Annotated in this window: 10 protein-coding genes and 1 pseudogene; 6 read left to right on the plus strand and 5 right to left on the minus strand. The window is 72.8% G+C overall.

The window, feature by feature from the left end:
- The first annotated feature begins 127 nt into the window (after positions 1 to 127).
- Entirely contained in the window at positions 128 to 1,567 is a 1,440-nt protein-coding gene (gene eat / locus OG202_RS10380) for an ethanolamine permease (protein ID WP_328222624.1), read from the plus strand.
- 107 nt (positions 1,568 to 1,674) lie between these two features.
- Positions 1,675 to 2,373, plus strand: a complete 699-nt coding sequence (locus OG202_RS10385; protein WP_326583998.1) for a gamma-glutamyl-gamma-aminobutyrate hydrolase family protein — start codon at positions 1,675 to 1,677, stop codon at positions 2,371 to 2,373.
- A gap of 149 nt (positions 2,374 to 2,522) precedes the next feature.
- Here OG202_RS10385 and OG202_RS10390 read toward each other — a convergent pair whose 3' ends face one another.
- Both OG202_RS10390 and OG202_RS10395 read right to left on the minus strand, forming a co-directional pair.
- Positions 2,523 to 3,476: an aminoglycoside phosphotransferase family protein gene (locus OG202_RS10390; RefSeq protein WP_328222625.1), complete on the minus strand. Its 954-nt coding sequence runs from the start codon at positions 3,474 to 3,476 to the stop codon at positions 2,523 to 2,525.
- Between the two features lie 74 nt (positions 3,477 to 3,550).
- On the minus strand, positions 3,551 to 4,477 hold the full coding sequence (locus OG202_RS10395) for a LysR family transcriptional regulator (protein ID WP_326583996.1): 927 nt from the start codon (positions 4,475 to 4,477) through the stop codon (positions 3,551 to 3,553).
- 70 nt (positions 4,478 to 4,547) lie between these two features.
- Between OG202_RS10395 and OG202_RS10400 the strand changes: the two genes are divergently transcribed.
- Entirely contained in the window at positions 4,548 to 5,744 is a 1,197-nt protein-coding gene (locus OG202_RS10400; RefSeq protein ID WP_328222626.1) for a TDT family transporter, read from the plus strand.
- Here OG202_RS10400 and OG202_RS10405 read toward each other — a convergent pair.
- From OG202_RS10405 to OG202_RS10415, 3 genes are all read right to left on the minus strand, one after another.
- A complete protein-coding gene (locus tag OG202_RS10405) occupies positions 5,671 to 6,414 on the minus strand; it encodes a helical backbone metal receptor (protein WP_327730524.1) in 744 nt (247 codons plus the stop codon). The genes OG202_RS10400 and OG202_RS10405 overlap by 74 nt on opposite strands.
- 16 nt (positions 6,415 to 6,430) lie before the next feature.
- Positions 6,431 to 7,009 (minus strand): helix-turn-helix domain-containing protein, encoded by a 579-nt coding sequence (locus tag OG202_RS10410; protein ID WP_326583993.1) that lies wholly within the window; start codon positions 7,007 to 7,009, stop codon positions 6,431 to 6,433.
- A gap of 790 nt (positions 7,010 to 7,799) precedes the next feature.
- On the minus strand, positions 7,800 to 8,297 hold the full coding sequence (locus OG202_RS10415) for a glycine betaine ABC transporter substrate-binding protein (protein ID WP_328222627.1): 498 nt from the start codon (positions 8,295 to 8,297) through the stop codon (positions 7,800 to 7,802).
- Positions 8,298 to 8,468: 171 nt separating this feature from the next.
- On the opposite strand from OG202_RS10415, the gene OG202_RS10420 reads away from it, so the two are divergent.
- From OG202_RS10420 to OG202_RS10430, 3 genes and pseudogenes are all read left to right on the plus strand, one after another.
- Positions 8,469 to 9,398 (plus strand): 5'-3' exonuclease, encoded by a 930-nt coding sequence (locus OG202_RS10420; RefSeq protein WP_326585897.1) that lies wholly within the window; start codon positions 8,469 to 8,471, stop codon positions 9,396 to 9,398.
- Positions 9,399 to 9,573: 175 nt separating this feature from the next.
- Positions 9,574 to 10,419: a siderophore-interacting protein gene (locus tag OG202_RS10425; RefSeq protein WP_326583991.1), complete on the plus strand. Its 846-nt coding sequence runs from the start codon at positions 9,574 to 9,576 to the stop codon at positions 10,417 to 10,419.
- A 90-nt stretch (positions 10,420 to 10,509) separates the two neighbouring features.
- Positions 10,510 to 11,832 (plus strand): annotated as a pseudogene (locus tag OG202_RS10430) (serine hydrolase); the annotation flags it as partial.
- Positions 11,833 to 11,890: the final 58 nt, after the last annotated feature.

Genomic DNA, 11,890 nt, shown 5'->3' on the forward strand with positions numbered 1-11,890 from the left:
TGGGACCGGCCGTGGGACCGGCGCCGAAAGTGCACGGATTTACGGACGCGTAACGCAGGGGTATTGCTTTTCGGCCACCCACCCCACAAAGGTATGGATCCATTCCTTTGCGTGGGGAGAGTGCGCCATGTCCCTGAAAGCCACGGAGACCGCCGATGCGGCGGACGACTATCTGGAGCGCCGAACGCTCCGCCGGGGCAGCGCCGGCTGGGTACTGCTGACCGGCCTCGGCGTCGCCTATGTCGTCTCCGGCGACTTCTCCGGCTGGAACCTCGGCCTCGCGGAGGGCGGCTTCGGCGGTCTGGCGATCGCCACGGTGCTCATGGGCACCATGTACGCCTGTATGGTCTTCGCCCTCGCCGAGCTCTCCGCGATCCTGCCCACGGCGGGTGGCGGCTACGGCTTCGCCCGCCGGGCGCTCGGCCCGTGGGGCGGCTTCCTGACCGGCACGGCGATCCTGATCGAGTACGTGCTCGCCCCCGCCGCCATCGTGATCTTCATCGGCGACTACGTCGAGTCGCTGGGCCTGTTCGGCCTGACGTCGAGCTGGCCGGTCTATCTGTTCTGCTTCGCGTTCTTCATCGGCATCCACCTGTGGGGCGTCGGCGAGGCACTGATCGCCACCTTCGTCGTCACCGGCATCGCGGTCTTCGCCCTGATCGTGTTCGCCCTGGGCGCGCTGCCCGACTTCAGCGTCTCGGCCCTCGACGACATCCCGGTCGACTCCTCCGCGTTCGGCGCCAGTTCATGGCTGCCGATGGGGCTGCTCGGCATCTGGGCGGCGTTCCCGTTCGGCATGTGGTTCTTCCTGGGCGTCGAGGGTGTGCCGCTGGCCGCCGAGGAGACCAGGGACCCGGCCCGCGCACTGCCGAAGGCGATCCGCTGGTCGATGGGCATCCTCGTGGTGCTGGCCGTGATCACCTTCCTCGCCGCCGCCGGAGCGCGCGGCTCCGCCGCCATCCAGGGGGCCGGCAACCCGCTCGTCGAGGCGCTCCAGCCGGACGGGAAGGCCACCGCGCTCAGCCGGTTCGTGAACTACGCCGGTCTGGCCGGTCTCGTCGCGTCGTTCTTCTCCCTGATCTACGCGGGCTCCCGGCAGCTGTTCGCCCTCTCCCGGGCCGGCTACCTGCCCCGGGTCCTCTCCCTCACCAGCGGCCGCAAGGCCCCGTACCTGGGCCTGCTGGTCCCGGGCACCATCGGCTTCGCGCTGGCCGCCGGCACCGGCGACGGCGGCCGGATGCTGAACATCGCCGTCTTCGGCGCCACGATCAGCTACGCGCTGATGTCCCTGTCGCACATCGTCCTGCGCCGCCGGGAGCCGGGGCTGGAGCGGCCGTACCGTACGCCGGGCGGGGTGCTGACCTCGTCGGTCGCCCTGGTCCTCGCGTGCTCGGCGCTGGTGGCGACCTTCCTGGTGGACGTGACGGCCGCGTTCATGGCGCTCGGCGTGTACGCGGTCGCGGCGGCGTACTTCGGGCTCTACAGCCGTAAGCACCTGGTGGCCAAGGCGCCGGAGGAGGAATTCGCCGCGCTGGCCGCCGCCGAGGCAGAGTTGGCCCGGGACTGACCGTGCCGGACCACGACCGTGGAGTCGGCACGGAACCGACCGTGCCGGGCCATGAGTGCGGGACCGGCGCGGGAACGACCGTTCCGTTCCATGAGTGAGGAGCACGTGTGACCAGGCCGCTGATCGGTGTGAGTACGTATCTGGAGTCCGGCGCGCGCTGGGGCGTCTGGGAGCTGGAGGCGGCCCTGCTGCCGATCGGCTACCCCCGGCTCGTGCGGGCGGCGGGCGGCGTCGCCGCGATGCTGCCGCCGGACGACCCGTCGTACGCCGCCGGGGCGGTCGCCCGTCTCGACGGCCTGGTCATCGCGGGCGGGCCCGACGTGGACCCCGCCCTCTACGGCGCCGAGCGCTCCCCGCGCTGCGGCCCGCCCGCACCCGAGCGCGACGCGTGGGAGCTGGCCCTGATCAGGGCCGCGCTGGACTCCGGCACACCGCTCCTCGGCATCTGCCGGGGCATGCAGCTCCTGAACGTCGCCCTCGGTGGCACGCTGATCCAGCACCTCGACGACCACGTCGTCGAGGTCGGCGTCTTCGGCCGCCACCCCGTCAAGCCCGTACCGGGCACGCGCTACGGCGACCTCGTCCCCGAGGAGACCGACGTCCCGACCTATCACCACCAGGCCGTGGACCGACTCGGCGACGGCCTCCTCGCCTCGGCCTACGCGTCCGACGGCACGATCGAGGCCATCGAACTGCCCGGCCCCGCGTGGGTGCTGGGCGTCCAGTGGCATCCGGAGATGGGCGAGGACGTACGGGTGATGAGGGCACTCACGAAGGCGGCGTCCACAGCCACCTCGTGCGCCTGACAGCCCTGGAGAGCGAGGGGCGCAGCCCCCGCTCTCCAGTGGCGCGTGGAACTGCGCGACCAGCCCCCACCGAACGCGCACCCGCGGGTCGAAGAGGCGCAGCCCCTGGAGGAAGGGACGGGTAGGGGCGGCGGGGGCGACGAACACCCTCACCCAAGGCGTACCCTCAGCCACTCCACCGCGGCCTCTCCCTGCGCACGCTGGAAAGGGCGCAGGGTGGGAATGCCGGGGACCGGCGCGCGGCGGGAGCGCTCGATCAGGAACCCCGCGAAGGCGGCCAGGGTGGCGGTGACGCCGTCCGGGTCGGCGTCCCGGCCCAGGGGGTGGGTCGTGAACACCGCCTCGGGATCGGGTCCGCCCTGGGCCCGGACGCAGGGCAGCAGCAACAACAAGTCGAACCAGGGCGCCGCCCCGCTGAGGGCGTGCGGCCAGTCGACGAAGACGACCCGGCCGTCCCCGGTGAGCAGCATGTTGTCGGCGCGCAGATCGCAGTGCGCGAGGGTGTCGCCGACGGCGAGGTCGGCCCAGCGGGCGGAGAGTGCGGCGAGCCGGGGCAGATGCCGCACGGTCCACGGGTCGAGCCCCGCCCCCGTGTCCCCCTGGTCGATCATCCGCTGCCACCCCCGGAAGGTGCCGGTCAGGCTCTCCACCAAGGGCGGCGCGGTGATGGGCGCGGGCGTGAGCGTACGGCTCAGCTCTCCCACCGCGTCCAGCACGACCCCCAACTCGCCCTTCCGCCAAGGGACATGAGGCTGCCGGCCCACCACGTCCTCGAACACCAGGGCCACCCACGTACCGTCGTCGTACGTACCGAGCAGCCGGGGCGCGGGCACCTTGGCCGGCAGCGCGGCGGCGTTGCGCGCCTCGTCCCGGTGGATGCCCGGGCTGTCGGGGTTGGCGTGCGCGCTCACCGCCTTCACGAAGGCGCGGCGCCCTCCGGCCGTGGCGACCCGCGCGGCGACCCCGGGCGAGAACCCTCCGGACTGCGTCACCGCCTCCACCACCGGGTCACCGAGCACCTCCGCGACGGCGTCACGGACGGGCGCGGGCAGGTCCCCCCAGGGCTTACGGACGCCGGTGGCGGGCGGGGCGGTGGAGGTCATGCCCGCCATGGTGGAGGTTCCGCGCCCACCTGTGCCAGGGCTTTTCCCGCGCTCCCACCACCCTCCTCGGACGCTCAACCGCCGACCGCGGCCCCCCGGGTGAGCCCCAGCAGATCCCGCGCGGGCCCGGTCGGCCGATGCCCGGTCGGCCACACCGCCCGCAGGGCGCGCCGCAGACGTACACCGTCCACGGGGATGCGGACCAGGCGGCGGGCGGAGAGTTCCTCGCCGAGGGCCAGCTCGCTCAGGACGGCGGGCCCGGCGCCGCTCAACGCGGAGGACTTGACCGCGGTGGTGGAGGAGAGCTCGATGAGGGGGCGGGCCAGGCCGCCCAGGGCCGCCTCCAGGACCTGCCGCGTGCCGGATCCCTTCTCGCGCAGGATCAGCGGCGTGGAGGCCAGTTCACCCGCGTCCAGGGGCTTGCGCCGGCGCGCCCAGGGGTGGCTCGGCGCGGTCACGACGATCAGATGGTCGTGCGCTATCACGGCCGCGTCCAGTCCGGCCGGAACCGTCGGCCCCTCGACGAAGCCCAGGTCGGCCTCGTCCGCGAGCAGCCGCTGCGCGACGACCGTCGAGTTGCCCGCGAGGAGCGACACCGCCGTGTCCGGGCGCGCGGTGCGCAGCGCGATGAGCCAGCCGGGCAGCAGATACTCGGCGATGGTCATGCTCGCGGCGACACGGAGCCGGGAGTCGCGCCGGTCCCGCAGCGCCTGCGCGCCCACGTCGAACGCCTCGGCCGCCTCCACGATCCGCCGGGCCCAGTCCGTGACGAGCGCCCCCGCGTCGGTGAGCCGGGACCCGCGCGGCGACCGGTCCACCAGCGCGACGCCCAGCTGCCGTTCCATCGAGCGGATCCGGCTGCTCGCGGCCGGCTGGGTGATCCCCAGCTCCCGCGCCGCCCGCCCGAGCGAGCCCAGCCGGGCCACGGCCAGCAGCAGTTCGAGCGCCCCGAGATCCGGAACCCGATGGGCCAGCCCGCCCCGCTGCTCGCTCTCACTCATAACCCCAGCTTATGCCCCCATACAACCGGACTCCCTGGTGGGTCCCGCGCGGCAGCGGGACGCTCGCATCATGGTCACCGCAGTACGCCCGGTCCGCACGGTTCGCCCCGCTCGGCCGCCCCGTCCGTCCACGGCCCACCCCGGGCCCCGCCTCCCCGTCCTCCCCGTCCTCCGCCACCTCGGCCCCCAGTGGTACGCGCCGGTCATGGGCACCGCGATCGTGGCGTCCGCCGGTGCCGGGCTCCCCCTGGACGTACCGGGCCTGCGGACGGCCTGCGCGACGGTCTGGGCGCTCGCCCTCCTCGTCCTGGTCGCCCTTCTCGGCGCCCGCGCCCTGCACTGGGCCCACCACCGCGACCAGGCCCGCGCCCACCTCCTGGACCCGGCCGTGGCCCCCTTCTACGGCTGCCTCTCCATGGCCCTGCTGGCCGTGGGCGGCGGTGCCCTCGTCGTCGGCCGGGACTGGATCGGGGTGCGCGCGGCCGTCACGCTGGACGCCGTGCTCTTCGGCGCCGGGACGCTCGTGGGCCTGGCGGCCGCCGTCGTCGTGCCGTACCTGATGGTCGTCCGTCACCGCATCGAACCGGGCCAGGTCACCCCCGTACTGCTGCTCCCCCTCGTCGCGCCGATGGTCTCCGCCGCGCTCGGTCCGCTGCTCGTCCCGCATCTGCCGCCCGGGCAGGCCCGGCAGACGCTGCTGTTCGGCTGTCTCGCGCTGTTCGGGCTGAGCCTGCTGGCCACGCTGCTCGTACTGCCGCTGCTGTTCGGCCGGCTGATCACGGCGGGGCCGTTGCCGCTCGCCCTCACACCGAGCCTGTTCCTGGTCCTGGGGCCGCTCGGACAGTCGACGACCGCCGCCGGCAACCTCGCCGACGCCGCCCCGGGCGCCGTACCGGCCCCGTACGCGCACGGGTTCACCGCGTTCGCGGTCCTCTACGGCGTCCCGGTCATGGGCTTCGCGCTGCTCTGGCTCGCGCTCGCCGCGGCCATGGTGGCGCGGGCCCGGCGGCGGGGCATGGGGTTCTCGATGGCGTGGTGGGCGTTCACCTTCCCGGTGGGCACCTGCGCGACCGGTGCGGAGGGGCTGGCCCGGCGCACGGGACTCGTCGCCTTCGACGTCCTCGCCGTCGTGCTCTCCGCACTGCTGATCGCGGCCTGGGTGACGGCCGCCGCGCACACCGCGCGCGGGCTGGTCAGCGGCGAGCTGCTCGCAGGGCCGCGCCCAGCACCCGCGGGGCCTCGGCCAGCGACGGCCCGTACCAGGTGAGATGGCGGCCGCTCAGCAACGCGCACGGGAGCCCGGGGAACGCCTCGGGGCCGTCGTCGGCGGTGAAGCGGTACGGCTCGTCGGGCAGGATCACGACGTCGGGCGCGGCGGCCCGCAGCTCCTCGACGGGCACGCGCGGATAGCGCTCCGGATGCCCGGTGTACAGGTGGTCCACGCCGAGCCGGGCGAGCACGTCACCGGCGAAGGTGTCCCGGCCGAGGACCATCCAGGGCCGGCGCCAGACGGGCACCACGGCGGTCGTACGACGGCCGGGGGTCAGCGGGCCGGCTGTCGGATCCGGCAGCCGGGACCACGCCGACTCCGCCTCGTCCAGCCAGCGCGGCCGGGACCGCGCTCCGCAGGCCCGCAGCACGCGGTCCAGTTCGGTGAGGGCGCCCGGCACGTCCCGCACCTCGGTGACGAGGACCTCGACGCCCGACTCCCGCAGGGCGGTCAGGTCGGGCTCGCGGTTCTCCTCCTCGTTGGCGATCACGAGGTCGGGGGCGAGGCGGGCGATGGCCTCGGTCCTGGGGTTCTTGGTCCCGCCGATCCGCACGACATCGAGATCACCCGGGTGGGCGCACCAGTCGGTGGCGCCGACCAGCACGCCGGGCAGCGAGACGGCGACGGCCTCCGTCAGCGACGGGACGAGGGAGACGACACGGGACACGGAGCGCGCGGCGACGTCACGCGCCCTGGCGATGACGGTCCTCCAGGGCCTCGATGTGGTCCGCGACGGCCACCACGATCACCCGGGTCTCGGGCTCGGTGGCCCGCCAGCGGTGCCGTACGCCACCGGACATGTACAGCGTGTCGCCGCGTCCGAGACGGTGGGCGCGGCCCTCGGCCTCGACCTCGACGGCGCCGTCGACGACGTACATCAGCTCGTCGTTGCGGTGCTGGACCTCACGGCCCTCGTCGTGGTCGCCGGTGAACTCCATGGCGTGCAGCTGGTGGTGGCCGCGCACCAGGGAGCGCGAGCAGGAATCGGGGGGCGTGAAACCCTCGTCGGCGGCGCGTACGACGTCGACGCTGCACGCCGGGTCGGCCGCGGCGAGCAGTTCGACGGCGGTGGTGCCGAGGGCGTCGGCGATGCGTTCCAGGGAGGGCCTGCTGGGGCGGGCCCGTTCGTTCTCCACCTGGCTGAGGAAGGGGACCGACAGGCCGCTGCGTTCGGCCACGACGGCGAGGGTGAGCTCCTGTGCCCGGCGCCGCCGCCGGACGGCCGCGCCCACCCGAAGGGGCTGTTCTTTGTGGTCGCCCATCGCTCCGGCTCCCTCCTTCGCTCGTCGGTCGGCTCGCGGACCCCCACCGGGTCGGCTCGCGAACGCCCTGCTGGTCCGTACGGATGTCACCCGTCCGGCACTCATCGGGCGCACTTCTCCTGATGAGTTCTCTGCACCCTACGCATGTTCGGCAAACCGTTTCACGCGCCCGTCACATCCCTGTGAACGGGCAGGGGCTCCATGCTCACACTTCTCGCCAGAGAGCCGCTGGTGCCGGGGCCGCGCGGAACGACCCGACCGGCACCTCCCGCACCGGGTTCGGCTGGTCAGCGGCCTCGGCCTGCCGCCCGGCGAAGTCCCTCGGAGGCGACCGGAGTTGGGTCGACAGCGGGTGCCGGTTGTCCGGATCCTTCCCGTACGCCAGTACGGCACCGCTTCGCCCGTTCGCCGCGAGGGGCACCACCCCGAAACCGTGCCTGGCGCAGGACAGCCTGCGCGGCCACGTTCCTCGCCCCCGGTCCCGCCGCCCACGCCGGCGAGACCGAGAGCGGGACCAAGCGCTGCGGCCAGGGCCAGCAGGTGATCATCTCGTCCGTCACCGGCGGCCGTGTCGTGCACAGGTTCCACGCCCCGGTTCCACACCCCGGGCAAGGGTCACCGCGCGTCCACGCACGACTTCGGCAACGCCTTCGTCCAGGAGAAGCACCTTCTGTACCGCATGTTCTGACGGAACGTCACACGAGCGGGCCCCGGCCGACGGTCCCACCGTCGGCCGGGGCCCGACACCGCACCGCAGCGCGTCGCACCGCAGCGCGTCGCGTACGTCCGGCTACTTCACCGGCGCCATCTCGTCGACGATCCCCGGATGCGCGTCGATCCGGTTCTGGACGCCCTCGCCCTCCCGGCCCCGCCCGGCCTTCTGGATCGCCTGTTCCAGGCTCATCAGCTCGTCCGGGGTCATGTGCAAGTTCTTCAGCCAGCCGTTCAGCTCGGAGTACTTCTCGGGGAAGCCCTTGTTGGCGAGCGTACGGATCTGGTTGTTGGCGCCCCAGGTCTTCTCGGGGTCGGCGACCCGGGTGAGGTCGTACTTGTCGTACGCCCAGTGCGGCGACCAGAGCGTGACCGCGATCGGCTCGTTCTTCCGGTACGCGCGGTCCAACTGGGCCGGCATGGCCGAGGTGTTGGACTTGACCGGCTCGTACTCGCCCTTGAGCCCGTAGGCGTTCTGGACCTTGTCCTCGTAGAGCTTGGTCTCGCCCGCGCCCGGCTCGATGCCGTAGATCTTGCCCTTGAACAGATCACACGGGACGCGGCCGGAGGTACGCACGGGACGCGGGCAACGGTCAGGGGGTTCACGGGACGCGGGCGGGGGCCGGGGCGGGGGCCGGGGCCGGGGCCGGGGAATTCACCGGACTCGGGCCGGGGGCGTTCACGGAACGCGTGCACGCAGGGCACGGGTGGCTGCGTCGGGAACCGCGTGTCGGTGGCGTACGGCATGATGCGGGGCGTGACCCGACGCCTGATGCTTCTCGACACCGCCTCGCTGTACTTCCGCGCCTACTTCGGGATGCCGGAATCCGTGAAGGCCCCGGACGGCACCCCGGTGAACGCCGTGCGCGGGCTGCTCGAATTCATCGACCGCCTGGTCAAGGACCACCGGCCGACGGACCTGGTGGCGTGCATGGACGCGGACTGGCGGCCGCAGTGGCGGGTCGACCTGATCCCCTCCTACAAGGCGCACCGTGTCGCCGAGGAGCACGAGGCAGGGCCGGACGAGGAGCAGGTGCCGGACACCCTGTCGCCCCAGGTGCCGGTCATCGAGGCGGTGCTGGACGCGCTCGGCATCGCGCGCGTGGGCGTCGCCGGGTACGAGGCGGACGACGTGATCGGCACCTTCACGGCCCTCGCGAAGGACCCGGTCGACATCGTGACCGGCGACCGCGACCTGTACCAGCTGGTCGACGACGGCCGCGGGGTCCGTGTGCTGTATCCGCTGAAGGGCGTGGGCACGCTGCAGCTGACCGACGAGGCGTGGCTGCGCGAGAAGTACGGGGTGGTGGGGCGCGGGTACGCGGATCTGGCCCTGCTGCGCGGCGACCCGAGCGACGGCCTGCCGGGTGTGCCGGGCATCGGCGAGAAGACGGCGGCGAAGCTGCTCGACCAGTTCGGCGACCTGGCCGGGATCATGGCCGCGGTCGACGACCCGGCGGCGAAGCTCACACCGTCGCAGCGCAAGAGGCTCGACGAGGCGCGCCCTTATGTGGCGGTCGCCCCCAAGGTGGTCCTGGTGGCGGCCGACGTACCCTTGCCGGACGTCGACACGGCACTGCCGCGCGAACCGCGGGATCCGGCGGCGCTGGAGGCTCTCGGGGCGCGCTGGGGGCTCGGCGGATCGCTGCAGCGGCTGCTCACGACGCTGGGGGCGTGAGGGGGGACGCCCCTCGGACGAGGCGTACGCCGGAGGGCGGAGTGAGACTGCGGTAGTGAGGACTCTGAGGCGCGATTCACATCGTGAAGTCCTCGAAATGCCTCAGACGTGGGGTGTTCGCAAGGGGGAGATGGTAACTTAGGTAAGCCTTAGCTAGGTATTTTGGGAGGCCGTCATGGCAGAGCGTCCGGTACGCAGGACCCCGAAGCCCCACTCCGCGCGAGTCGTCCGCACCGAGCGGCTCACGCCGCACATGCAGCGCGTCGTCCTCGGTGGCGACGGCCTCGCCGACTTCTCCCCGCGCGGCAGCACCGATCATTACGTGAAGCTGCTGTTCGGCCCCGAGGATGTGACCTACCCGGAGCCCTTCGACCTCGAGCGGATCCGCGCGGAGTTCCCCCGGGACCAGTGGCCCGTGACCCGGACGTACACCGTGCGTGCCTGGGACCCCGAACTGCGCGAGCTGACCATCGACTTCGTGCTCCACGGCGACGAGGGCCTCGCCGGCCCCTGGGCGACCCGCGTCCAGCCGGGCGAGCTGGTGCGCTTCCTGGGACCGGGCGGTGCGTACGCGCCCAATCCCGAGGCCGACTGGCATCTCCTCGTCGGCGACGAGAGCGCCCTGCCGGCGATCGGCGCCTCCCTGGAGTCCCTCCCCGACGGCGCCCGCGTCCACGCGATCGTCGAGGTCGCCGGCCCCGAGGAGGAGCAGAAGATCAACTCCGATGTGGAGGTGGTCTGGCTGCACCGCGGCGACCGTCCCGTCGGCGCGGCCCTCGTCGAAGCCGTACGCGCGCTGAAGTTCCCCGAGGGCCGACTGCAGGCCTTCATCCACGGCGAGGCGGGCTTCGTGAAGGATCTGCGCCGCCTGCTCCGCGTCGAACTCGCCGTTCCGCGTGAGGACTTGTCGATCTCCGGCTACTGGCGCCTCGGCCACGACGAGGACGGCTGGCAGGCGGCGAAGAAGGAGTGGAACGCGCGCGTGGAGGCGGAGCAGGAGGGCGAGCCCACGCCGACGTGACCCACGAGGGCCCGGCGACCGGCCTACGGGGGACGACGGGACCCACGAGGGCCCGGCGACCCTGCCGACGTGCCTCGTGCGAGTGCGACGACGCGAACTCGTGTGTCCCCGGACACCGTGTTCCAGCTGGCGTCCCTGTCGACGCCGCTCGCCTCGACCGTGGTCGCCGGGGCCGTCGGCGACAAGACCGTCGGCTGGGACGACCCGGTGTCCGAACACCTCCCCGCCTTCGCCCTGAAGGACCCCTGGGTGACCGGCCATGTCACCGTCGCCGACCTCTTCTCCCACCGCAGCGGCCTGCCCGACCACGCCGGGGACCTTCTGGAGGACCTCGGCCACGACCGCGACTACATCCTCGAACACCTCCGCCTGGAGCCCCTGACACCGTTCCGGGCGAGCTACGCGTACACCGACTTCGGTGTCACGGCGGCGGGCGAGGCCGTCGCCGACGCCGCCGGGACGACCTGGGAGAAGCTCTCCGAGGACACGCTCTACAAACCCGCCGGCATGGACGCCACCAGCTCCCGCTTCAGCGACTACGAGGGTGCGACCAACAATGCCTTCGCCCATGTCCGCGAGGGCGGCACCGACAGCGGAAGCACCGGCGACTGGGAGACGAGGTACGTACGGGACGCCGACGCCCAGTCCCCTGCGGGCGGGGCGAGTTCCACGGTCCGCGACCTCTCCCTCTGGCTGCGGCTCCAGCTCGCGAACGGCGAACTCGACGGCGACCGGATCATCGCGGCCGACCCCCTCGAACGCACCCACGTCCCCGAGATCGTCGCCCAGCCACCGCCCGCACCGGCCCGCCGCGCCGGCTTCTACGGCCTCGGCTGGAACGTCTCCTACGACGACCTCGGCCGCCTCCGCCTGAGCCACTCCGGCGCCTTCGCCCTCGGCGCCCACACCAACGTCACGATACTGCCCGGCGAACAGCTCGGCATCGCCGTCCTCACCAACGGCGAACCCGTCGGCCTCGCGGACGCCGTCGCCCTCGACTTCTTCGACACGGCCCAGTACGGCGAGCCGACCGAGGACTGGCTCGGTCTGACCGCTCAGCTCCACGAGCAGGAGGAGCAGAAGCTCCGCTCCCCCACCGACTACTCCAAGCCCCCGGACGACGCCTCCGACGCCCGCTCCGACTCCACCTACACCGGCACCTACGCCAACCCGTACTACGGCCCCCTCACGGTCACCGAGACCAACGGCGACCTGACCATGCGCCTCGGTCCGAAGCCCATGACCTTCCGCTTGACCCACTACGCGGGCGACACCTTCTTCTTCGAGACCGTCGGCGAGAACGCCAGCGGCCCGTCCGGCGTGACCTTCAAGGGCGACGAGAACGGCAGGGCGACGTCGCTGACGATCGAGGCGTTCGACGCGACCGGGCTGGGGACGTTCACCCGCGACTAGCCTCCCTCCGCCCGATGCGGACGGGAGCATGCCAAGTAGCCGGTGGCGGACGTGGCAG

It is taken from the genome of Streptomyces sp. NBC_00310, assembly GCF_036208085.1.
Classification (GTDB): domain Bacteria; phylum Actinomycetota; class Actinomycetes; order Streptomycetales; family Streptomycetaceae; genus Streptomyces.

Coding starts and splice junctions, on each gene's coding strand:
- eat (WP_328222624.1), top strand. CDS start 128: ATGTCCCTGAAAGCCACGGAGACCGCCGATGCGGCGGACGACTATCTG.
- OG202_RS10390 (WP_328222625.1), bottom strand. CDS start 3,476: ATGACCTCCACCGCCCCGCCCGCCACCGGCGTCCGTAAGCCCTGGGGG.
- OG202_RS10395 (WP_326583996.1), bottom strand. CDS start 4,477: ATGAGTGAGAGCGAGCAGCGGGGCGGGCTGGCCCATCGGGTTCCGGAT.
- OG202_RS10400 (WP_328222626.1), top strand. CDS start 4,548: ATGGTCACCGCAGTACGCCCGGTCCGCACGGTTCGCCCCGCTCGGCCG.
- OG202_RS10410 (WP_326583993.1), bottom strand. CDS start 7,009: ATGGGCGACCACAAAGAACAGCCCCTTCGGGTGGGCGCGGCCGTCCGG.
- OG202_RS10420 (WP_326585897.1), top strand. CDS start 8,469: ATGCGGGGCGTGACCCGACGCCTGATGCTTCTCGACACCGCCTCGCTG.
- OG202_RS10425 (WP_326583991.1), top strand. CDS start 9,574: ATGGCAGAGCGTCCGGTACGCAGGACCCCGAAGCCCCACTCCGCGCGA.